This window comes from Lederbergia lenta NBRC 16444, assembly GCF_001591545.1.
GTDB classification, from domain to species: domain Bacteria; phylum Bacillota; class Bacilli; order Bacillales; family Bacillaceae_C; genus Lederbergia; species Lederbergia lenta.
On sequence record NZ_BCVC01000006.1, the window covers coordinates 1 to 23035 of the forward strand.

Here is a 23035-nt window from a genome sequence, read left to right on the forward strand (position 1 = left end):
AAAAGTCTTTTTGCTTTCCCAACAGCAACTTTACTATCATAACACATTTGATATAAACTAGTCAAATGTTTTATAAAATATTTTTTGTTTTAATTATCTGCTGTGTCGCTCTCTTGCAGCGACGTTTATTAATATATCAAGTTTCACCTCATCTTGCAATAGTTTTTTACAAAAAAATTCTTTTTTTATTTGTAGGTCTATCTAAACGTCTATATGCAACACGTATCAACTTTAAAATATTTATCTAATTCTATCGGAATGACCATTCAATACAACTATTATAAAGCTAAACTTAAAATGGATAAGCAATAATCCCCTCCTAATTAACGTGTATGTATTTATAGGAAAGGATTATTTACTTTTAATTAATTACTTGCTCTATATACAAATGTCTGTTTTTTTCTAAATCAACCATATTGCCATTATTCTTTATTTTTATTAATGGACGTGTTAGCGCCTCAGGTTTGATATAAACAATTTTTGCCTTTTCTCCATTTGATAGTTTCACGTTGCTGCCTACTGATAAAGATGCTACTCCGGTAGCTAAAACTTTTAAAATTGCAATATCAAATTGACCAAATAGATCTTCCTCCATAATTTGCAATATTTTAAATGGTGACCTTTTGTTTTTAAAAGGACGTTCCGTTGTCATTGCATGGTATACATCGGCAATTGCCACTATCTGCGATAATTGATGGATTCGGATACCTTTTTCTCCTCTTGGATAGCCAGAACCATCTAATCGCTCATGATGTTGGTAAATAGCTAGTTTCACCTCTGGTTTTAATAAAGTGAGCATTTTTACCATCTGATAGCTATATGTAGGATGCTTCTTAATCTCAATCCAATCATTTTCATTAAGAGCACCTATTTTATTTAAAGTACTTAAAGCTACTCTTGCCATTCCACAGTCGGCAAGACATCCTGCAATGGCTGCCTGTAGTGATTGCCCCTTATCATATCCTAGACCTTTTGCTAAAAAGTGAGAAATCATAGCAATACCTATTGCGTGATGATATAAGTATTCATCCTTATTCGAATATAAATGAATACTCTTAATCCAATCCTTATTTTTCTCACATTCTTCTATTAAGGGTATAAGCAATTTTCTCATATTGCTCATATTTACCCCAAGACCCGACTGCCAAGATTGAAACTCCTTTTTATATTGTTCAACTGCTTGTCTATATTGTTCTGTAAAGGATAATTCCTGTGATGGATTATCCGTATTAAAATCAAATACTTTTTTATCCATTTTCGTTTCTGTTTTTTTAAAAAAGTCGCCATTTGCCATTTTAACTTGAATATCTACCTCTTTAATTAAAAATGCTCTTAATATATGTATATGTTTCTTATCTAGAACCGTATTCGCAGCAATAATGGGATTTTTCGTTTTCCCCATTACATCTTTTTCTAAAATACAGTCCGCCTGTATTTCTTCGATTCGTACTCTCACACACTCACCCCATTAAATTCACACTTTTCTTTTAATTGTAACAAAAAAGGACACCAATTGGTGTCCTTTTTCACAATACTATTTATTCATCTACCATTTCATCCGATTCATTAACAGTTGCATCTTCTACATGTTGTCTCTCTTTATCTTCTGCTTCAGTTTCATCTTCCACTTCTTTTTCCACTTTTGCTACGGTAGCTACAGATTCCTCATCGCCAAGCCTTATTAATGTCACACCTTGCGTATTCCGTCCCAACACCGAAATATCTGCAACGTCCATTCGAATCAAGATACCTCCGCCAGTAATGATCATTAAATCTTCATCACCATCGACAGTCTCTACTGCTACAATCGTTCCTGTTCTATCAGTAATATTACTAGTGATTAATCCTTTTCCTCCACGGGTTTGGATTCTATACTCCGCTGCCGGCGTTCGCTTTCCAAATCCATTCTTCGTCACCACTAGCACATCATGACTTTCTTCCAATATTTCCATTCCGACTACTTCATCATCACCTGATAAAGTAATACCCTTCACTCCTGTAGCAGTCCGTCCCATTGACCTTACATCTGTTTCATTAAATCGAATTAACAATCCATTTTTTGTTCCCATAATAATATGTTTGTTGTTGTCCGTTAATTGAACAGAAATCAACTCATCATTTTCTCGAAGACCAAGTGCAATCAACCCGTTATTTCTTATATTCGCAAAGGCAGAAACTGGCGTTCGTTTCACAATCCCTTGTTTCGTAGCGAAGAATAAATACCAATCTTCGAGGAATTCCTCCACACGTATAATGGTATTAATCCACTCACCTTTTTCTATACCTAATAAATTGATTATCGGTAAGCCTTTAGCCGTTCTATTGTACTCAGGAATTTCATAGCCTTTAGCACGGTACACTTTCCCTTTATTCGTAAAGAACAGGATCGTGTCATGTGTCGAGGTTGTAATTAAATGCTCAACAAAATCATCATCATTCGTCCCCATCCCTTGTACCCCACGACCACCTCGTTTTTGACTACGATAAGTGGAAATAGGTAGGCGTTTGATATACCCATTATGTGTTAATGTCACGACGATTTGTTCTCTTGGAATTAAATCTTCATCTTCAATTTGTCCTAAACCGCCAGCTATAATCTCTGTTCGGCGTCCATCATCAAAGCGTTCTTTGATCTCAAGCAATTCTTCTCTTATAATTTCAAGCACCTTTTCTTCATCTGCAAGTATTGCTTTTAATTCAGCAATTACTTTGAGTAGTTCCTGATATTCCTCTTCAATTTTTTCCCGTTCTAAACCAGTTAAACGTTGAAGTCTCATATCAAGAATTGCCTGTGCTTGTTTCTCACTTAATTGAAATTGTTCCATTAACCCATTGCGTGCAATCTCAGTTGTTGCTGAACCTCTAATTAAACTAATGATTGCATCAATATGATCTAATGCTATTCTTAACCCTTCAAGTATATGAGCTCGCGCTTCAGCCTTCCGTAACTCGAATTCAGTTCTACGTCTAATGACAACTTTTTGATGCTCCAAATAATGATAGAGACATTGCTTTAAATTTAATACTTTAGGCTGTCCATCTACTAAAGCAAGCATGTTAATCCCAAAACTCGTCTGTAGAGCAGTCATTTTATATAAATTATTTAAGATTACATTGGCGTTTGCATCTCTACGAACTTCCATCACGATTCTCATACCCGTACGGTCCGACTCATCACGCAGATCAGTTAATCCTTCAATTTTCTTATCGCGTACAAGCTCGGCTATCCGTTCAATTAATCTCGCTTTATTTACTTGGAAAGGTAGTTCATTAACAATAATTGTTTCTCTTCCATTTGCCTTTGTTTCAATTTCTACTTGGGCTCGCATAATAATAGATCCACGCCCAGTTTCATAAGCTCTTCTGATTCCACTGCGGCCAACAATCAAGCCGGCTGTTGGAAAATCAGGCCCATGAATATACTCCATTAATTCAGGAATTGTAATATCTGCATCTTCGCTAAGTGCAATCAATGCATTAATTACTTCTCCAAGTTGATGTGGCGGAATATTTGTTGCCATTCCGACAGCAATCCCCGAAGAACCATTTACAAGCAAGTTTGGAAAACGTGCCGGTAATACGGCGGGCTCTCTCTCTGATCCGTCATAGTTATCTTTATAATCTATCGTATCTTTATTTAAATCACGAACAAGTTCCATTGAAATTTTGGACATCCTTGCTTCTGTATAACGCATTGCAGCAGCAGAATCCCCATCAACCGATCCAAAGTTTCCGTGTCCTTCTACAAGCATATTACGATAGCTAAAGTCTTGCGCCATCCGGACCATTGTTTCATAGACAGCCGAGTCACCATGCGGATGATACTTACCGATTACTTCACCAACAATACGAGCTGACTTTTTAAATGCTTTATCACTTGTCATTCCTAAATCATTCATTGCATATAAAATACGACGGTGAACTGGCTTCAATCCATCTCTCACATCAGGTAAAGCACGTGCAACAATAACACTCATTGCGTAGTCAAGAAAAGATGATCGCATTTCTTGACTCAGATTAATTTCTTTTATATTCGAATTTGGTAAGTCTGCCATACCTCTGGGAGCCTCCCTTTCCTTGGCAAAAAACAGAATGAAGCAATATCTTTATTAAGCTTCAAATCTGTTTATATTTGCTACGTTTCTAAATATCTAAATTCTTAACATAAAGAGCATTTTCTTCAATGAAAATTCTTCGGGGTTCTACCTTTTCACCCATTAACATATCAAAAGTTTCATCCGCTTCAATTGCATCTTCTAAGCTTACTTGTAGAAGTGTCCGACTATCAGGATTCATTGTTGTCTCCCATAATTGCTCTGGGTTCATCTCTCCAAGACCTTTATAGCGCTGAATACCTGGTTTTGGTGTTTCCGGGATTCCAGCTAAAAAGTCTTCTAACTCTTTATCAGAATAGACATAATTGTCTTTTTTGCCTTGACTAATTTTATATAAAGGTGGCTGAGCAACATAAACAAAGCCTGCTTCAAGCAATGGTCTCATATAACGGTAAAAGAATGTTAAAAGCAATGTTCGAATATGTGCACCATCCACGTCGGCATCCGTCATAATTACCATTTTATGATAACGGGCTTTAGCGATATCAAATTCCTCACCAATTCCTGTTCCTAATGCAGTAATAATCATTCGAATTTCGTTATTAGAGAGAATCTTATCGAGTCGAGCCTTTTCAACATTAATAATTTTTCCTCTTAAAGGTAAGATAGCTTGAAAATGTCTATCTCTTCCTTGCTTAGCCGAGCCACCAGCTGAGTCACCTTCAACGACGAATACTTCACTGATCTCGGGATCACGTGATGAGCAGTCTGCTAATTTCCCTGGTAAATTAGAGATTTCCAAAGCACTTTTACGGCGTGTCAATTCACGAGCTTTTTTTGCAGCAAGACGTGCCCTTGCCGCCATTAACCCTTTATCAACGATTTGTCTAGCAAGCACGGGGTTTTCCATTAAAACTTTATCTAAATGCTCTGAGAACAATGAATCTGTAATTGTGCGTGCTTCTGAATTACCCAGTTTCGTTTTTGTTTGTCCTTCAAATTGTGGATCTGGATGCTTAATAGAAATGATTGCTGTCATTCCTTCGCGAACATCCTCACCGGATAAATTACTGTCGCTTTCTTTGAATATATTATTTTTACGTGCGTAATCATTGATGACACGAGTTAATGCCGTTTTGAATCCGGACTCGTGTGTACCACCCTCATATGTGTTGATATTATTTGCAAATGAATAAAGATTGCTTGCAAAACCATCGTTATATTGAATAGCTACCTCTACTGAAATTCCATCACGTTCACCCTCGATATAAATAGGTTCTTCGTGTACAACTTCTTTTGTGCGATTCAAGTGTTCAACATATGACTTTATTCCGCCCTCATAATAAAACTCACTTTTTTTCGGTTCTTCACGCTTATCCTCGATGATTAATGTGAGACCCTTATTTAAAAAAGCCAATTCGCGCGTTCGCGCCGCTAGTGTATCAAAATCAAATTCCGTTGTTTCTGTGAAAATTTCTGGATCAGGCTTAAAGCGAATCGTTGTACCTGTATGATCTGTTTCACCAATCACTTTTAAATCAGAAACAGGAACACCACGCTCATATTTTTGATAATGTATTTCTCCGTTTAAATGCACGTATACCTCTAATGTCTCAGACAGTGCGTTTACAACAGAAGCACCAACGCCATGCAAACCACCGGAAACTTTATAACCGCCGCCGCCGAATTTACCTCCTGCGTGTAAAACAGTCAAAATAACCTCTACTGCAGGTCTCCCCATCTTTTCTTGTATTCCAACAGGGATACCGCGTCCATTATCTGTTACTGTAATACTGTTATCTTCCTCGATCGTAAGGTTAATCTTATCACAATAACCTGCTAGTGCTTCGTCAATACTATTATCGACGATTTCCCATACAAGGTGATGTAAACCCTTCGCACTCGTCGATCCAATATACATACCTGGACGTTTACGAACCGCCTCTAAACCTTCGAGAACCTGTATTTGATTTTCATCATATAATTGTTCTTGCAATTCTTTTTGATCCATTGTCAAAAAGTTCACCTGCACTTTCCTATTTGTAGAACAAAAAAACGTAAGGAGACTACCGAACAAGAGCTAAGCCCTTTTGAAAAAAATTTATTACGGGGTGAAAGTTATACCTTTTGAAGTAAGTTTATAACTCTGTACGCCTGGACATGGACATGATTAATACTAACCTGCCAATTTTGTGTAAAAACTTTTTATATTTAAAACTATATGATCAGCTCATAGCTGGTTGATTTTATCAATCTCTTTTTCAATGTACCAACAGCGATTGGTGAGAGATAAATTTGCGTTCCAGTAAAAATAATTGATTTATATGAACCGCTCGTTAATTTGACCAATCGGTCTTTTTTTTCAGTGAAAATTTTTTGCATGTCCTCCGATATCTGGACTGTATCTTTTTCAAGCATTGCAATAATTTCACGAGAGCGAATCATGATATCATCACCTATATGCACATACATGCACTCACCTCACTCTACTCTAACCATCACGCCATTCTCTACTGAAAAGGTTGTTGCTTCTCTTAAAGTTTGATGATCAATACCATCAATTGTTGTTGTAGTAACAAAGGTCTGAACTTTTCCTTTAATCGTATTTAATAAATGCGATTGGCGATAATCATCTAATTCCGAGAGCACATCATCAAGTAACAGAATGGGATATTCTCCAATTTCTGAATGGATTAATTCGATTTCAGCAAGTTTTACAGACAATGCGGTTGTACGCTGCTGCCCCTGTGAACCGAATGTCTGAACATCTCGTCCATTGACAAAGAAAAGTATTTCATCACGATGTGGTCCCACCAAGGTTACCCCACGTTCAATTTCTCTATTTTGAAGAGAAGAGATTTTATCTGTTAGTACTTCTACCATCTTTGACCAGTCTGTGCTTCCCGATACCTCAATTGAAGGTTTATAGTGAATTTCGAGTTCTTCCAAACCACGAGATATACCAGAATGGATTGGTTTAGCCCAATTCTCTAGCATTTGAATAAACTCAAAGCGTTTTTTTATAACTCTTATTGCAACTTCAATATATTGTTCAGTCAATACATGGAGAAACGTAAAATCAGTTTGCCTTTTTATTTGCAACTGCTTTAAATAATGATTACGCTGCTGGAGAATTTTTTGGAATTGACTCATATCATACAAATAGACCGGGGAAACTTGGCCAATTTCCATATCAATAAAACGACGCCTTACTTGAGGGCTCCCTTTTACGAGGTGGAGATCTTCTGGCGCAAACATGACAACGTTCATATTGCCAACATATTGACTTAATTTTTGTTGCTCGATGTGATTAAACTTTGCTTTTTTCCCTTTTTTGGAAATCGTTAGTTCAAGTGGAATTGTGCCCCTAGATTTTTGCACCCTACCCTTTATTTTAGCATACTCTTCATCCCAGCGTATTAAATCTTTGTCGTTTGACGTTCGATGAGATTTTGCCATGCCTAAAACATAGATGGATTCCATCACATTTGTTTTGCCTTGAGCATTTTCACCTAAAATAACATTTACGTTATTTTCAAATGAAATAGTCAGATCCTTATAATTTCTGTAATTCTCTAACTCCAAATCTTCAATATACATGAAGTCGACATCCTTTAACGGGTAACAATGTAATTTCCAATTCCCGGTATTTCTATTTTGTCATTAGCTTGTAATTTACGGCCTCTTCTTTGATCCTGTTCACCATTTATAAACACTTCATGTTCACTAAGAAACCACTTTGCCATACCACCAGATTGAATAATATCTGCTAGTTTTAAAAATTGTCCTAATGTTATTGTATCAGTATTAATTGTGATTTTATTTTTCACATTTTCACTCTTTTCCATGAGAAGTCATTCCTTTATTTTACTAAACTTTAAATTAATTTACAAAGATCTAATGGTCCATGTTCATTATTATAAAGTGTCATTTGTTATTGTTTGAATAAAAAATCCTACCTCAAGAGGCAGGATTTTTTATCACTAAATATATTAAAATGTTCGAACTGGTAGGATAAGTTGAAGTATGGAGCTATCTTCCACGGAACGAATAATAAATGGCCTCATTGCTCCAGTAAAACTGATTGTAATGTTTGTGCCTTCCAAAGCCTTCAAGGCATCCATCATATATTTTGCACTAAAAGATATTTTTAGTTCTTCTCCCTCAATCGATTGGCTTTGAATTTCTTCAATGACATTTCCAATTTCAGGTGTATGGGAAGATATTTCTATTATTTTCTCTTCAAGAGTAGCTAATTTGACGACATTATTTCTTTCGCCTCGAGCTAACAATGAAGCACGATCAATTGCATGTAAGAAATCACGAGCATGAAGAACAAGCTCTGTTTTGCTTTCTGTTGGAATCAATCTAGATGTATCAGGATAATTCCCTTCAAGCCTTCTAGAAAAGAATAAGATGTTTTTGGATTTAAATAAAATTTGATTTTCAGTGAAAACAATTTCTACGGGCTCATTAGAATCATCCAATATTTTACTTAATTCTATTAAGCTTTTCCCTGGAATCACCGCGATATACGAAACAGTAGGATCTATATCTATCGGTGCTGTTCTCATAGCAAGTCTGTGACTATCTGTAGCTGTACAAGTAAGAACACTGTCCGCAATTTGCCAGTTTACACCTGTCAAGATAGGCCGTGTTTCTGAGGTGGACACTGCGAATACGGTTTGTCTGATCAAGGTTTTTAGTAAATCAGTTGGTATTGAAAATACATGTTCCTCAGATATTTGTGGTAAATGAGGGTATTCATCATGATCTTGGCCATTTAAATTAAATTCAGCTTTTCCAGATCTAATAATAGTCTGATGATGGTTTAACACTTCGATTTCAACTGTATCCATCGGCAATTTTCGAACAATTTCTCCGAAAAATTTAGCATTTAAAACAATTCCACCAGATTGTTTTATGTCAATTATTTCATTTCCATCTTCTTCTTTAGGGATGAATGATTCAATTGATATATCAGAGTCACTTCCTGTAAAAGTAACACCATCTTCGGATGCAATAATTTTAATCCCAGTTAATATTGGAATTGTTGTTCTTGAAGAGATTGCTTTCATCACGTCTTGTACAGTATCTATAAGACGATCACGCTGAATGATGAATTTCATGCTATTTTCCTCCATAACTTAAAAATTTGGCTAAATGCCTATATATATACTTATTTTTAAAAGAAAAGATAGTAGTAATAGTAATAGGGCCTGTGAATATGTGGATAACCCTGTGAATCGTTTGGAAACACAGCTTATCCACATGTGGACAGGCTGTGCGCAATGTAGTCACAGTTATACACATTATCCCCATTATTGTTTTTTAAGAGATTCACGTATTTCATCTATTTTATTTTGAAATTCAGGATCTGACGCTAACATTTTTGAAATTTTTTCATGGGCATGAATAACTGTAGTATGATCACGACCTCCAAATTCCTCCCCAATTTTAGGAAGAGAGAAATCTGTCATTTCGCGAGATAAATACATGGCAATTTGCCGTGGAAAGGCGATAGATTGTGTACGTTTTTTAGCTTTAAAATCTTCAAGCTTTACATTATATTCAGCACCAATCATTTTTTGGATATCTAAGATAGTGATGACCTTTGGTTTGGAGCTTGGAATAATATTTTTTAATGCTTCCGCTGCTAAATCTGCATTAATATCTTTATTTATGAGTGATGAATAAGCGACAACTCTAATGAGAGCACCTTCTAATTCTCTGATATTCGAATCAATTTGATTAGCTATATACAACATGACTTCATTCGGAATATCGAGACCGTCAGCCTTTGCCTTTTTGCGTAAAATGGCAATTCGAGTTTCAAGGTCTGGAGGTGTAATATCAGTAATTAATCCCCATTCAAAACGTGACCTTAACCGATCTTCAAGGGTTGGGATTTCTTTTGGAGGACGGTCGCTAGAAATAACAATTTGTTTACTTTCCTCATGCAACGTATTAAATGTATGAAAAAATTCCTCTTGTGTTTGTTCTTTTCCAGCTAAAAATTGAATATCATCAATTAATAAGACATCAGCAGTGCGGTATTTATTTCGAAAATCAACAGCTTTATTATCTCGAATAGAATTAATAAATTCATTTGTAAACTTTTCAGAAGATAAATAGACTACCTTTGCTGCTGGATTATGTTCCACTACATAGTGACCAATTGCATGCATTAAATGGGTTTTTCCCATACCGACTCCCCCGTAAATAAAAAGAGGATTATATGCATTTGCAGGTGCTTCGGCTACTGCAAGTGAAGCAGCGTGAGCAAAACGATTTCCAGACCCAATCACAAATGTGTCAAATGTATATTTTGGGTTCAACATACTTTGATAAATGTCTGATGATTCGTTATGACTGACTTCTTTTTGAACTGAAGAAATACTCTCACCTTCTTCCTCTTGAGGAGGAATGATGAATTTAACATTTAGTTCCTCGCCAATAATCTCATAAAGTAATCCGGAGATTAATTGAGAATACCTGCCTTCAAGCCAATCCCTGGCAAATTCATTTGGCGCTGTAATGATCATTGTATCGCCTTGCAATACATGTGCTTTCGTAAATTTCAACCAAGTATCGAAACTAGGCTTACTGACCTTTTTTTCAATATTCATTAGGACCTGATCCCAAAGATCAGTTATATTCTCCAATGCGATACCTCCTTTACTAAAGAGTTTTAACCTCTGTTATATAACTGTTTCTCATATAAATTACGCGTATCAATAATTATACAATTATATGAATGTGGAAAATGTATAATAAGGAAGAAAAACGGTTTTCGACATCATCCACGTATTGTGGACAAGATTATCCAAAGGAAGTGAATTAATTATCCACACCTTATCCACAAACTGTGGATAAACTTAATATCCACAAAAAGTATCCAGAGTGAAAACATCATAATCATAACAAATAAATCCAAGCTTAGCAATGTACAATGTAAATTATCCACATAGCTAATCAGCAGTGAATTTAAATTGTCCACAAGCACTTAATTTGTGAAAAAGCTGTCGATATGTGTTGTGGATAAAATAAAACTGTCGAAAAACTATCCACAATCAAGATTAGAGTAAAAGAATGATACTATTTTTTGAAAATAAATAGAGGGAAAAACTAATGAAGGGTTGACAATCAATTGGCTAGGTCTTTATAATTGATTAGTATGTCTGATATTGAATTTTTTTAGCCCTCGAGGAGGTGTCATAGCATGAAAAGAACTTTCCAACCAAATAAACGTAAAAGAAGCAAAGTACACGGTTTCCGTGCGCGCATGAGTTCAAAAACTGGCCGTAATATTTTGGCTGCTCGTCGCCGTAAAGGAAGAAAAGTGTTATCAGCGTAGACCACTGAAACATCTCAGTGGTCTTTTTTCTAATAAATGATAAGAAATATGCAAACAATAAAGGAATCAGTTGCATTCGCCACTTTTTGTGGCGATCTTCGACAAATAAAGAGTAATTATTAGAGATAGATACCTAAGCTAGTAAATGAGGTTTAGGTATCGCTCTTAATATATTTAAATGATTTCCATAATGCAGGTGAATGTATGAAAAAGGCGTTTAGAATCAAAAAAAATGATGACTTTCAAACAGTTTTTAAAAAAGGAAAGTCAGTTGCAAACAGACAATTTGTCGTATATGTATTGAACAGAGAGGATCAAAGTAATTTTAGAATTGGTTTATCTGTCAGTAAAAAAATAGGAAATGCAGTCGTCAGAAACCATATTAAACGCTATATTCGTCAAGCCTTCCATGAATTATCAGAGCGAGTGGATCAGGGGAAGGATTATGTGATAATCGCAAGGAAGCCTGTGTCTGTTATGGACTATCATACGGTGAAAAAAAGCCTAGAGCATGTGCTTAAATTAGGGAAATGTCTAAAAAAGGAACAAAATTAAAAAAGGTTTTTTTCATCACTTATATTAGAAAAAGATGTTAAAATATGCGGTAGAAGATAATAAACCAATCGTAATTGAAAGTAGGGAGGAAAACAGGCTTGAAAAAGAGAATATTATTGTTATCAGTTATGTTGGTAGTAGTGCTGGTAGCAACAGGTTGTTCAACGATTGATAATCCTGACTACATAACTGCTGAAAGTACAGGGTTTTGGAGCAAATATATTGTTTATCCGCTATCTTGGCTCATCACTACAGTTGCTGAATTATTTGGTAATAGTTATGGATTAGCTATAATTATCGTTACCATTTTAATTAGATTAGCAATTTTACCCCTTATGATTAAGCAAACTAGAAATTCTAAAGCTATGCAAGCTCTACAGCCTGAAATGCAAAAGTTAAAAGAAAAGTACAGTTCCAAAGATCAAAAAACACAGCAACAACTTCAACAGGAAACGATGCAGTTATTCCAAACACATAAAGTTAATCCGCTTGCTGGTTGTTTTCCGTTACTCGTTCAGATGCCAATTTTAATTGGATTTTATCAAGCTATCATCAGAACAGAAGGGATTAGTAAAGCTGGAGATTTTCTTTGGTTCGATTTAGGTGCACCGGATCCAATATATCTTTTACCAATCATTGCTGGATTAACGACATTTTTACAGCAAAAAATTATGATGGCTGGTACACCGGCAAATCCACAAATGCAAATGATGCTTTATATTATGCCTGCTATGATCTTAATATTCGCAGTGAATTTCCCTGCAGCACTTGCCCTTTATTGGGTAGTCGGGAACATATTCATGATTGTTCAAACATATTTTATTAAATCTCCGGTTGTACAAAACGAGAAAGTAAAAGATGGAGGAGCGGGGGGAGCTAAAAAGTGAGAGAAATCACTGCTACGGGACAAAACGTCGATAAAGCAGTAGAATCCGCACTGGCTCAACTAAACACCACTAGAGAATGTATAGACATCAATATAGTAGATGAAGGAAAAAGAGGACTTTTTGGTATATTTGGTTCTCGCCCAGCTGTAGTAGAAGTTACGATGAAGCCGGATGCAATAGAATCTGCTAAGGAATTTCTAAAAGTTGTGCTAAAAAATATGGAAATTAAAGCTAACATTGAAATAGCAAAAGAAGATGAAAGAAATGTTGTTTTTAATATATCTGGGGAAAAAATGGGATTATTGATTGGAAAAAGGGGACAAACTGTTAATTCGTTGCAATATTTAACGCAATTAGCAGCAAATCGTCATTCCAAACATTATATCACGATTATTTTGAATCCAGAAGATTATCGTGAACGCCGTAAAGACACATTGATTCAGTTGGCAGAGCGCCTTGCTTCTAAAGCACATCATCTGGGCAAGCCGGTATCACTAGAACCGATGCCAAATTACGAAAGAAAGGTTGTCCATACAGCGCTTTCGAATAATAAAAATATCCAAACTCTTTCAAAAGGGGAAGAACCGAAACGTTATGTTGTCATCGAACCTCGAAAGAAAGAAAATAATAAGTGATTTTGTTGAAAAGTAGAACCTTCCTAAATTTAGGAAAGGTTCTTTTTTTGTTCTTGAAACTTTAACTAACTTTCAATCGTCTATAATTAAGAGTCATGGTATTATTTAGTGATTGTTACAATAATAATGTTAAAATGAAGGAAGAATGATTATTTAGGAAGTGGATAAATATGAGAAGTAGGTTTTTAAGTTTTCTTGAAGAAAGGCAAAACCAAGATATATCTATCTATATATCTACTATTTTTTTCCTAAGTCTCAAAATGGGTGCGCTATATATATGGGTATTTCATATAAACATCCAGTCTTGGATGGAGGGCGTCGTTTTAGGCTTGACTTCAATTGGTTCGGCTGTTTTCCTACTAGGAATCGGTTTTATTTTTCCTAAAAAAATTCGGATTGCAGCACTATTTACGATACATTTTCTACTTACTCTCTTATTATTTGGAAATGTACTCTATTATCGTTTTTATATTGACTTTATTACTGTTCCTGTATTATTGCAGTTCCAAAATGTTGGTGGACTCAGCCAAAGTACGTTTGAATTGATCAGTTATTTTGATATATTGTTATTTCTTGACTTCTTTATCCTTGGTTTATTATTAAGAAAAAATTGGCTTCCAGACTTATCAATGAAAAGAAAGGTCTGGCCTAAAGTTGCTATTTTGGCGATAGTAGTGCCTCTCGCTTTAAGTTTAGTTATTAATACTGGATTTTGGAAAAAATCCTATGATAAGGAATTGATTGTAAAGTCACTTGGTCTTTATCATTATCATTTATATGATTTATTTGTATACTCCAAAACCTCTGTAAATAGTGTTTTTGCTGATGAGACGGAAATAATGGAAATAAATAAGTACACAAAAGGCAAACAAAAGCAGGCAAATCAATCTGAGTTACATGGAATGGCTAAAAATAAAAATGTCGTTTTGGTTTTCTTAGAGTCTACCCAATCTTTTGTGATAGATAAACAAATTGATAATCAGGAAGTCACTCCATTTTTAAACAAACTTAAAAATGAAAGTTTATATTTCTCGAATTTTTACCATCAGACGGCTCAAGGCAAAACATCAGACGCTGAATTTATTATTGATAATAGTTTATATCCGCTACCAGGTGGATCTGTATTTGTTCGAAGGCCACAAAATGAATATTATAGTTTACCTCATATATTAAAAGAGCAAGGTTATTATTCCGCTTCCTTTCATGGGAATGATGCACAGTTTTGGAACCGCTCTGTTATGTATGAAACTCTTGGGTATGACCAATTTTTTTCAAAGGAGTATTTTGAGGTAAATGAAGATAATTCTGTAAATTACGGAATAAAGGATATACCCTTTTTAGAACAGTCTATCCCTTATTTACAAACTTTACCTCAACCGTTTTATTCTAAAATGTTAACATTAACGAATCACTTTCCTTATTTATTGGATCCAGAGGATCAATTTATAGAAGAAGCCAATACATCTCAAGGCGTAGTGAACAGATATTTTACAACAGTCCGTTATGAAGATGAAGCTATAAAAACATTTTTTGAGCAAATAAAAGACACTGATTTATATAAAGATTCTATGTTTGTTTTAATTGGTGATCATTATGGCATTTCAAGAAATTATTACGATGCATTGGAAGAAGTTCTTGAAATGCCAATTACACAGACAGGACATGTTGAATTACAAAAGGTACCACTGATTATTCATATCCCAGGGATGGAAGGACAAGTGATCAATAAGGTTGGAGGTCAAGTTGACTTAAGAACAACTATTCTTGATTTGCTTGGTATAGAAGAGGAGAAAGAAACAGTTGCGTTTGGCACAAGCTTACTCTCTGAAAATCATAAGAATCTTGTAATATTTCGCGATGGCAGCTTTGCTACTGCCCATCATATCTTTAGTGAAGGCGAGTGCCTTAGTAAAAGTACGGGTGAAAAGGTAAAAAGAAATAAATGTACCCCTTATTTTGATCAAGTTCAACGTGAATTAAACTATTCGGATAAGGTAGTTTTTGGTGATTTACTTAAATTTTTAACCAACGATAGAAAATAATATATGTAAATAATGAAAAAGAGAACTGAAAGTGAAGACAATATAAGCGAAAATAAATATGGAGTAATCATTTCATAGAAACCTGAGCGAAAGCCGGGTTTTTTGTTTTGTATAGATAAAGGTAAAAAAAGAATGACTTATTGTTATTCACATGTGGATAAGTTAAAATGAAGAGTGCGACCGATTAAGGTTGTGGATAAATTTCAACAACAGAAAAACAATCTTTTATATAAACAGTAATTTTGTTATTCTATTATATTGGGGATAATTAACCTTTATCTTAAAATTTTCGTGATAGCACACGATGATATAAATGTCGTAATAAGAAAGAGAGGTGGAGAAAATGGAATATGGAACGATAGCTGCCATTTCTACTCCAATGGGTGAGGGCGCAATTGCTATTGTACGATTAAGTGGAGAAGAAGCGATCGAGATTGCTGATCGAATTTTTCGTAGTGCTGGAGGCAGTAAACTTGCTGAAGTACCGTCACATACAATTCACTATGGGCGAATTATTGATCCTAAATCAAAAGAAATAGCTGAAGAAGTTATGGTTAGTGTGATGAAAGGACCTCGTACTTTTACAAGAGAAAATGTCGTAGAGATTAATTGCCATGGCGGTATTGTCTCTGTTAACCGTGTTTTGCAGCTTGCATTGAATGCTGGAGCAGAGTTAGCGGAACCAGGTGAATTCACAAAGCGGGCGTTTCTTAATGGTCGAATTGATTTATCACAAGCAGAGGCGGTTATGGATTTAATTAGAGCGAAGACAGATCGAGCAATGGGAGTTGCCCTTGGCCAAATGGAAGGGCGTTTATCTAAGCTGATTAGAGGTCTTAGGCAAGACATTATTGAAACAGTAGCACATGTAGAAGTGAATATAGATTATCCAGAATATGATGATGTAGAAGAAATGACACATCGGTTACTAGTAGAAAAGGCAACACATATAAAGGCCGAGCTACAAAAATTGCTTCAAACATCGGAGCAAGGGAAGATTTTACGTGAAGGTCTCTCTACTGTAATTATCGGAAGACCTAATGTTGGTAAATCATCTTTATTGAATAGTTTAGTACAAGAAAATAAAGCAATTGTCACAGATATTCCTGGTACAACCAGAGATGTCATTGAAGAATATGTTAATGTACGAGGCGTTCCACTTAGATTAGTTGATACTGCAGGTATTAGAGAAACTGAAGATATCGTGGAGCGAATAGGCGTAGAGCGTTCGCGACAAGTGTTAAAAGAGGCGGATTTAATATTACTTGTTCTTAATTCTGCAGATGAACTGACAAAAGAAGATGAGCAACTTTTTGTTGCTGTGGAAGGTATGGATGTTATTGTTATTTCTAACAAGACTGATTTACCGCAAAAGGTAGACATGGATCGCGTACGAGAAATTGCAGGAAATCATCAAATCGTCACGACTTCTTTGTTGGAAGAAGAGGGAATAGATGATCTTGAACAAGCTATAGCAGGTATGTTCTTTCAAGGACAGCTTGAAGCGGCAGATATGACCTATGTATCTAATAACCGCCACATTGCTTTATTGCACCAAGCATTACAAGCAATTGATGATGTGCTCTCTGGAATAGACATGGGAACTCCTATAGATATTATTCAAATTGACTTAACTCGAACATGGGAACTTCTTGGGGAAATAATTGGCGATACAGTCCAAGAAAGCCTAATCGACCAGCTATTCTCCCAATTCTGCTTAGGGAAATAAGAGTCGAGGACCTTCTACTTCAAAGGAAACACGGTGAGCCTGAAAGGTGAATCGATGTTGACTTATCGTAGGAAGACTCCTGAAGTTTGCTAGTCGTTGGGCACCTGAAGCTAGACAAAAATAAGAGGAACAACGGCTAGGAGCACGCCACGTCTTGTGGCAAATTTGATAGGACTTACATTGTGTGGGATTAAAATAAATACTTTTTACTTTAGAACTTTAAGGAGGTTCAATTTAACTATGAAACAATACGAGGCAGGCCAATATGATGTTATTGTAATAGGTGCAGGCCATGCCGGGTGTGAAGCGGGCTTAGCAGCGGCTAGAATGGGCGCAGATACATTAATGCTGACGCTTAATCTTGATATGGTCGCTTTTATGCCATGTAATCCATCGGTTGGTGGACCGGCTAAGGGAGTCGTCGTTAGAGAAATTGATGCCCTTGGTGGGGAAATGGCAAAAAATCTAGATAAAACATATATTCAAATGCGTATGCTTAATACTGGAAAAGGGCCAGCTGTACAAGCATTACGTGCACAGGCAGATAAATTCCAATACCAACATGAAATGAAAAACACATTGGAAAATGAACCAAACCTTACTTTACTTCAAGGAATGGTGGATGAATTAATAGTAGAGGAAAATGAGTGTAAAGGTGTAATTGCGAAAACAGGTGCGGTCTATCGGGCGAAGTCGGTTATCATTACAACTGGTACTTTTCTTCGTGGTGAAATCATTTTAGGAGAACTGAAATACTCAAGCGGACCTAATAATCAACAACCATCGATAAAATTATCAGAACATCTGGCACAGTTAGGTTTTCAAATGGAACGCTTCAAAACAGGTACGCCGCCAAGGATTAACAGTAAAACGATTGATTACAGTAAAACGGAAATTCAACCCGGTGATGACCAACCGTTGGCATTTAGTTATGAAACAACGGAATTCATTACAGATCAATTACCATGCTGGCTCACGTATACGACTGCTCGGACACACCAGCTTATCGATGAAAACTTGCATCGTTCGCCGATGTTTTCAGGTATGGTTAAAGGAACTGGCGCCCGCTATTGTCCTTCTATTGAAGACAAAGTTGTTCGTTTTCATGATAAACCACGTCATCAAGTTTTTCTTGAACCTGAAGGCCGTAATACGAATGAAGTGTACGTACAAGGACTTTCTACGAGTATGCCAGAAGAAATCCAGCATGAGTTAATCACTTCTGTTCCAGGTTTGGAAAATGCTCGGATGATGAGACCAGGCTATGCGATTGAATATGATGCGATTATTCCTACTCAGCTATGGCCTACATTAGAAACAAAGAAAATTAAAAACTTATACACAGCTGGGCAAATTAACGGAACATCAGGATATGAAGAAGCTGCTGCGCAGGGGATTATGGCTGGTATTAATGCAGCGAGGAATGTAATGGGCAAGAAAGAGGTTATTTTAAGTCGTTCCGATGGTTATATTGGTGTATTAATAGATGATCTTGTAACAAAAGGTACGAACGAACCGTATCGTTTGCTTACATCAAGAGCAGAATATCGATTGTTACTTCGCCATGATAATGCAGATTTACGTTTGACTGAACTCGGCCATGAAATAGGACTTATTTCAGAAGAACGTTATAATAAATATGTAGTGAAAAAGTCGGCAATAGAAGGGGAAATTAATCGTCTTCGTTCAACCATAATAAAACCGAATGAACATGCCCAAGAAGTTATTCGCCGAGAAGGCGGAAGTGAATTAAAAGATGGCATTCGAGCATCGGATTTATTGAAAAGGACAGAAATGTCGTATAAACATATTCATGAAATAATACCAGCTGAAAAGATTTTACCTAAAGATGTAACGGAACAAGTGGAAATTCAAGTTAAATATGAGGGGTATATTACTAAATCTCTACAGCAAGTGGAAAGACTAAAAAAACTAGAAGATAAAAAGATCCCTGAAAATATCGATTATGATGCTATTAATGGGATTGCTACTGAGGCACGTCATAAGCTTAATGAAGTACGCCCGCTTTCGATTGCTCAGGCTTCAAGAATTGCAGGAGTAAATCCTGCAGATATTTCAATCTTGCTTGTTTATATAGAACAAGGAAAAATAGCCCGCGTATCTGGAGATGATTAAGAAGGAATGAGTTGAAGATGAATAAAGATTTATTTATAGGCAAATTAAAAGAAAAGGGAATTGCCCTCGACTCTCAACAGCTTGAACAATTTGAGCGATATTTTGAATTGCTCGTTGAATGGAACCAAAAAATGAACTTGACGGCAATTACAGAAAAGGAAGAAGTATATTTAAAGCACTTTTTTGATTCGGTGAGTGCAGCCTTTTTTGTAGATTTCAACCAACCAATCAAACTTTGTGATGTAGGGGCAGGAGCAGGATTTCCTAGTATACCATTGAAAATATGCTATCCCAATTTGGATATTACTATTGTGGATTCATTGAATAAGAGAATTACTTTTTTAGAACATTTATCTAAAGAGCTTCGTTTAAAAAATACACATTTTTATCATGATAGGGCAGAAACGTTTGCCAAAAAGCAAGAGTTTCGTGAAAAATATGACATTGTAACGGCGCGAGCCGTTGCAAGAATGTCCGTATTAAGCGAGCTCTGTTTACCATTAGTAAAACAAGGGGGCCAGTTTGTTGCTATGAAAGCAGCTAATGCTGAAGAGGAATTGACAGCAGCAGACCATGCGATCAAGCAACTTGGGGGACAATTATCTACTGTTCATTCTTTTACACTGCCGATAGAAGATAGTGATCGTAATATCGTCGTGATTAAGAAAGTCAAAAAAACACCTAATAAATATCCCCGAAAACCTGGAACGCCAAATAAAATGCCTCTAGAGTAAGCTGGTTAGCTCAATTATGAGGAATTAGCAGTTGTTTTGCAGGATAATGCTAAATAAAATAGAATGATGTATTAAAGGGAGTTTCTATTAAGGTGGTGTAGAAGGATGAAGCATCCTTTCTCTCGTTTATTTGGTTTGGGTGATAAGGAATTGCCGATAGAAAATGAAATGGCAGACGAGCGGGAAGAAGTAAGAAAAATACCTGTATCTGAAATTGTTCCAAACCAATTCCAACCAAGAACGATTTTTGATGAAACAAAAATTGAGGAACTGGCTAGAACTATTCATACACATGGAATTATTCAACCGATTGTAGTGAGAGAATCAGCCGGTAGTCAATTTGAAATAATTGCGGGAGAACGTCGTTTTCGTGCTGTCCAATTACTTGGATGGGTAGAAGTACCAGTAATTATTAAAAATTTAAGTGATGCAGAGACGGCTTCTGTTGCATTGATAGAAAATCTTCAACGTGAAGAGTTAACGCCGATTGAGGAAGCGAAGGCATATGGAAAACTATTAGAAATTCATGATTTAACTCAAGAGGCTTTGGCACAACGTCTTGGAAAAGGTCAATCAACCGTAGCGAATAAACTGCGGCTCTTAAAGTTGCCAGAAGAGGTACAAGCGGAATTACTACAAAAGAGAATAACCGAGCGCCATGCTCGCGCATTGATTCCTTTAAAAGATCCGGCAAAACAAATTCAGGTAATGGAACTCATTATCGAAAAGAATTTAAATGTGAAACAAACGGAAGAGCAGGTAGTTAAGCTTCTTTCTACAGAAACACCAAAACGCAAGCCGAGAAGAAAAGCTGTCAGTAAGGATATGCGTATTGCTGTGAATACAATTCGCCAGTCACTTTCTATGGTATCCGATAGTGGGATTAATCTTGATTCCGAAGAGGAAGAATTTGAGGACTTTTATCAAATTACAATTAAAATACCGAAGAAAAAGGCATAAGTCCTACTTTTAAAGCATAGTACAAGTAGGACAAATTTAGAAAAAAGTGAGAAACTTGTTCTGCAAGTTTCTCACTTTTCTATATAAAAACATATATTAGTAAACTTTTTTTTCTTTAAACAGTAATTAAAGGAAATAGTTTGCTAAAATAGAGGAAGATAAGATTGTTATTTTTAAAGGAAGTAAAAGGTAGGTGACTTTGTTGGGAAAAGTTATTTCCATAGCCAACCAAAAAGGGGGGGTCGGAAAAACGACCACCTCTGTTAATTTGGGGGCCTGTTTATCATATATTGGAAAGAAAGTGCTACTAATTGATATTGATCCGCAAGGAAATGCGACTAGCGGGGCTGGGATCGATAAAGGAGACGTCCACCAATGTATTTATGATGTATTGGTAGATGACGTCGATATGAAAGATGTAATTAAAAAGACGGCCTTAGAAAATTTTTTTGTCGTTCCAGCAACGATTCAACTTGCAGGGGCTGAAATTGAATTAGTTCCAACAATATCAAGAGAAGTGCGGCTAAAGCGCGCAGTGGACCAAGTCAAAGATGAGTATGATTATATTTTAATAGATTGTCCTCCATCCCTTGGATTGCTCACACTTAACTCATTAACTGCATCTGACTCGGTTTTAATTCCTGTTCAATGCGAATATTATGCGTTAGAAGGTTTAAGCCAATTATTAAATACAGTTCGTTTAGTTCAGAAACATTTAAATAATGAATTGATGATTGAAGGCGTATTATTAACGATGCTTGATGCACGAACTAATTTAGGTCTTCAAGTTATTCAAGAAGTGAAAAAATATTTTCAAAATAAAGTATTCCAGACAATCATACCTCGTAATATTCGACTAAGTGAAGCTCCCAGTCATGGCGAACCGATTATTGTATATGATCCAAAGTCTAGAGGTGCAGAAGTTTATTTAGATCTTGCAAAGGAAGTGGCTGAACATGGCTAAAGGTCTCGGAAAAGGGATTAATGCTTTATTTGCAAATATGGATGTTAGTAAAGAAGAAACCGTTCGTGAAGTGGATATAGTTGAAATTAACCCTAATCCATATCAACCAAGAAAGGTCTTCGAAGCGGAAGCAATTGAGGAATTAAAGAAATCAATTTTAGAACATGGAATTTTACAACCAATTATTATTAGAAAAAATATTAAAGGCTACGAAATTGTAGTGGGGGAACGGCGATATCGAGCTGCTAAAGCCGCTAAGCTAGAAACAATTCCCGCAGTTATTCGTGAATTAAACGATCGCCAAATGATGGAACTTGCTGTTTTAGAAAATCTTCAAAGGGAAGACTTAACTCCAATTGAAGAAGCTACAGCTTATCAAACTCTATTGGACAAGCTACATATAACGCAAGAAGAATTGGCGAAAAGATTAGGTAAAAGCCGCCCACATATCGCTAATTATGTTCGTTTATTATCATTACCAAAAGATATTCAACTGTATATAACGGAAGGAAAGCTTTCCATGGGGCATGGCCGTACATTGCTCGGTTTAAAACAGAAAGAAAAGTTAGAATCTGTTGCTGAGAAAAGTGTGAAAGAAGGTTTAAATGTTCGGCAATTAGAAAAACTGATACAGAATTTGAATGAAAATGTTCCACGTGAAACAAAAGCGGCTCCCCCTAAAAAGGATGTTTTTATAAAAGGATATGAAGATAGTTTAAGGGAGAAATTTGGCACGACAGTAAAAATTAAACGTTCTAGTAAAAAAGGAAAGATAGAAATAGAATTTTTATCTAACGAGGATCTCGAACGTATATTAGAAATCCTTGAGTAATATGAATAAGCTGACCCACAATTATGTGGGTCACTTCGATGTTTTTAAAGGAGAGGTAGACGACACAGGGGTATTAGGTATTGCTCGATGCAGAATATGTAATAATGACGAACCCTTTTTCATCATAATTAGTCGGAAATGCTCTTTTA

Annotated in this window: 19 protein-coding genes; 11 read left to right on the plus strand and 8 right to left on the minus strand. The window is 35.9% G+C overall.

The window, feature by feature from the left end; genetic code table 11:
* Window positions 1-361: 361 nt before the first annotated feature.
* From BLE01S_RS15855 to dnaA, 8 genes are all read right to left on the minus strand, one after another.
* The gene (locus tag BLE01S_RS15855; RefSeq protein ID WP_066144569.1) at window positions 362-1456 is read right to left on the minus strand and encodes an HD-GYP domain-containing protein; all 1095 of its coding nucleotides are present in this window, start codon (window positions 1454-1456) and stop codon (window positions 362-364) included.
* An 82-nt stretch (window positions 1457-1538) separates the two neighbouring features.
* Window positions 1539-4055 (minus strand): DNA gyrase subunit A, encoded by a 2517-nt coding sequence (gene gyrA / locus BLE01S_RS15860; protein WP_066144572.1) that lies wholly within the window; start codon window positions 4053-4055, stop codon window positions 1539-1541.
* Between the two features lie 88 nt (window positions 4056-4143).
* Window positions 4144-6066 carry a DNA topoisomerase (ATP-hydrolyzing) subunit B gene (gene gyrB / locus BLE01S_RS15865; RefSeq protein ID WP_066144575.1) on the minus strand — a complete coding sequence of 641 codons (1923 nt, stop codon included), beginning with the start codon at window positions 6064-6066 and terminating at the stop codon, window positions 4144-4146.
* A 206-nt stretch (window positions 6067-6272) separates the two neighbouring features.
* A complete protein-coding gene (gene remB / locus BLE01S_RS15870; RefSeq protein WP_066144579.1) occupies window positions 6273-6527 on the minus strand; it encodes an extracellular matrix regulator RemB in 255 nt (84 codons plus the stop codon).
* Window positions 6528-6536: 9 nt separating this feature from the next.
* Window positions 6537-7655 carry a DNA replication/repair protein RecF gene (gene recF / locus BLE01S_RS15875; protein WP_066144582.1) on the minus strand — a complete coding sequence of 373 codons (1119 nt, stop codon included), beginning with the start codon at window positions 7653-7655 and terminating at the stop codon, window positions 6537-6539.
* A 14-nt stretch (window positions 7656-7669) separates the two neighbouring features.
* Window positions 7670-7903: a S4 domain-containing protein YaaA gene (gene yaaA / locus BLE01S_RS15880; protein WP_082788773.1), complete on the minus strand. Its 234-nt coding sequence runs from the start codon at window positions 7901-7903 to the stop codon at window positions 7670-7672.
* A 144-nt stretch (window positions 7904-8047) separates the two neighbouring features.
* Window positions 8048-9184, minus strand: coding sequence for a DNA polymerase III subunit beta (gene dnaN, locus BLE01S_RS15885; RefSeq protein WP_066144585.1), 1137 nt, complete (start codon window positions 9182-9184; stop codon window positions 8048-8050).
* 192 nt (window positions 9185-9376) lie between these two features.
* Window positions 9377-10720 (minus strand): chromosomal replication initiator protein DnaA, encoded by a 1344-nt coding sequence (gene dnaA, locus BLE01S_RS15890; protein ID WP_066144588.1) that lies wholly within the window; start codon window positions 10718-10720, stop codon window positions 9377-9379.
* Between the two features lie 557 nt (window positions 10721-11277).
* Here dnaA and rpmH point away from each other — a divergent pair.
* The 11 genes from rpmH (at window position 11278) to BLE01S_RS15945 (ending at window position 22886) form a co-directional block, all read left to right on the plus strand.
* Window positions 11278-11412 carry a 50S ribosomal protein L34 gene (rpmH, locus tag BLE01S_RS15895; RefSeq protein WP_066144591.1) on the plus strand — a complete coding sequence of 45 codons (135 nt, stop codon included), beginning with the start codon at window positions 11278-11280 and terminating at the stop codon, window positions 11410-11412.
* A 204-nt stretch (window positions 11413-11616) separates the two neighbouring features.
* Complete coding sequence (rnpA, locus tag BLE01S_RS15900; RefSeq protein ID WP_066144594.1) at window positions 11617-11967, plus strand: ribonuclease P protein component; 351 nt, start codon at window positions 11617-11619, stop codon at window positions 11965-11967.
* 98 nt (window positions 11968-12065) lie between these two features.
* Entirely contained in the window at window positions 12066-12854 is a 789-nt protein-coding gene (spoIIIJ, locus tag BLE01S_RS15905) for a YidC family membrane integrase SpoIIIJ (protein ID WP_066144597.1), read from the plus strand.
* On the plus strand, window positions 12851-13489 hold the full coding sequence (gene jag, locus BLE01S_RS15910; RefSeq protein WP_066144599.1) for an RNA-binding cell elongation regulator Jag/EloR: 639 nt from the start codon (window positions 12851-12853) through the stop codon (window positions 13487-13489). Before spoIIIJ ends, jag begins: the two co-directional genes overlap by 4 nt.
* A gap of 170 nt (window positions 13490-13659) precedes the next feature.
* Window positions 13660-15531, plus strand: a complete 1872-nt coding sequence (locus BLE01S_RS15915; RefSeq protein WP_066144602.1) for an LTA synthase family protein — start codon at window positions 13660-13662, stop codon at window positions 15529-15531.
* A 343-nt stretch (window positions 15532-15874) separates the two neighbouring features.
* A complete protein-coding gene (mnmE, locus tag BLE01S_RS15920) occupies window positions 15875-17260 on the plus strand; it encodes a tRNA uridine-5-carboxymethylaminomethyl(34) synthesis GTPase MnmE (RefSeq protein ID WP_066144605.1) in 1386 nt (461 codons plus the stop codon).
* 240 nt (window positions 17261-17500) lie between these two features.
* The gene (mnmG, locus tag BLE01S_RS15925; protein ID WP_066144608.1) at window positions 17501-19396 is read left to right on the plus strand and encodes a tRNA uridine-5-carboxymethylaminomethyl(34) synthesis enzyme MnmG; all 1896 of its coding nucleotides are present in this window, start codon (window positions 17501-17503) and stop codon (window positions 19394-19396) included.
* Window positions 19397-19413: 17 nt separating this feature from the next.
* Window positions 19414-20130 (plus strand): 16S rRNA (guanine(527)-N(7))-methyltransferase RsmG, encoded by a 717-nt coding sequence (gene rsmG / locus BLE01S_RS15930; RefSeq protein ID WP_066144611.1) that lies wholly within the window; start codon window positions 19414-19416, stop codon window positions 20128-20130.
* 105 nt (window positions 20131-20235) lie between these two features.
* Window positions 20236-21090, plus strand: coding sequence for a nucleoid occlusion protein (gene noc / locus BLE01S_RS15935; protein ID WP_066144614.1), 855 nt, complete (start codon window positions 20236-20238; stop codon window positions 21088-21090).
* A gap of 202 nt (window positions 21091-21292) precedes the next feature.
* On the plus strand, window positions 21293-22054 hold the full coding sequence (locus tag BLE01S_RS15940; RefSeq protein WP_066144617.1) for a ParA family protein: 762 nt from the start codon (window positions 21293-21295) through the stop codon (window positions 22052-22054).
* Window positions 22047-22886, plus strand: a complete 840-nt coding sequence (locus BLE01S_RS15945) for a ParB/RepB/Spo0J family partition protein (RefSeq protein ID WP_066144620.1) — start codon at window positions 22047-22049, stop codon at window positions 22884-22886. Before BLE01S_RS15940 ends, BLE01S_RS15945 begins: the two co-directional genes overlap by 8 nt.
* Window positions 22887-23035 lie beyond the last annotated feature (149 nt).

What these genes read in the sequence shown, in the direction of transcription:
- rnpA (WP_066144594.1), top strand. Translation starts at nt 11,617, where the DNA reads ATGAAAAAGGCGTTTAGAATCAAAAAAAATGATGACTTTCAAACAGTT.
- yaaA (WP_082788773.1), bottom strand. Translation starts at nt 7,903, where the DNA reads ATGGAAAAGAGTGAAAATGTGAAAAATAAAATCACAATTAATACTGAT.
- mnmE (WP_066144605.1), top strand. Translation starts at nt 15,875, where the DNA reads ATGGAATATGGAACGATAGCTGCCATTTCTACTCCAATGGGTGAGGGC.
- noc (WP_066144614.1), top strand. Translation starts at nt 20,236, where the DNA reads ATGAAGCATCCTTTCTCTCGTTTATTTGGTTTGGGTGATAAGGAATTG.
- recF (WP_066144582.1), bottom strand. Translation starts at nt 7,655, where the DNA reads ATGTATATTGAAGATTTGGAGTTAGAGAATTACAGAAATTATAAGGAT.
- mnmG (WP_066144608.1), top strand. Translation starts at nt 17,501, where the DNA reads ATGAAACAATACGAGGCAGGCCAATATGATGTTATTGTAATAGGTGCA.
- rsmG (WP_066144611.1), top strand. Translation starts at nt 19,414, where the DNA reads ATGAATAAAGATTTATTTATAGGCAAATTAAAAGAAAAGGGAATTGCC.
- BLE01S_RS15945 (WP_066144620.1), top strand. Translation starts at nt 22,047, where the DNA reads ATGGCTAAAGGTCTCGGAAAAGGGATTAATGCTTTATTTGCAAATATG.
- gyrB (WP_066144575.1), bottom strand. Translation starts at nt 6,066, where the DNA reads ATGGATCAAAAAGAATTGCAAGAACAATTATATGATGAAAATCAAATA.
- gyrA (WP_066144572.1), bottom strand. Translation starts at nt 4,055, where the DNA reads ATGGCAGACTTACCAAATTCGAATATAAAAGAAATTAATCTGAGTCAA.
- remB (WP_066144579.1), bottom strand. Translation starts at nt 6,527, where the DNA reads ATGTATGTGCATATAGGTGATGATATCATGATTCGCTCTCGTGAAATT.
- BLE01S_RS15915 (WP_066144602.1), top strand. Translation starts at nt 13,660, where the DNA reads ATGAGAAGTAGGTTTTTAAGTTTTCTTGAAGAAAGGCAAAACCAAGAT.
- dnaN (WP_066144585.1), bottom strand. Translation starts at nt 9,184, where the DNA reads ATGAAATTCATCATTCAGCGTGATCGTCTTATAGATACTGTACAAGAC.
- rpmH (WP_066144591.1), top strand. Translation starts at nt 11,278, where the DNA reads ATGAAAAGAACTTTCCAACCAAATAAACGTAAAAGAAGCAAAGTACAC.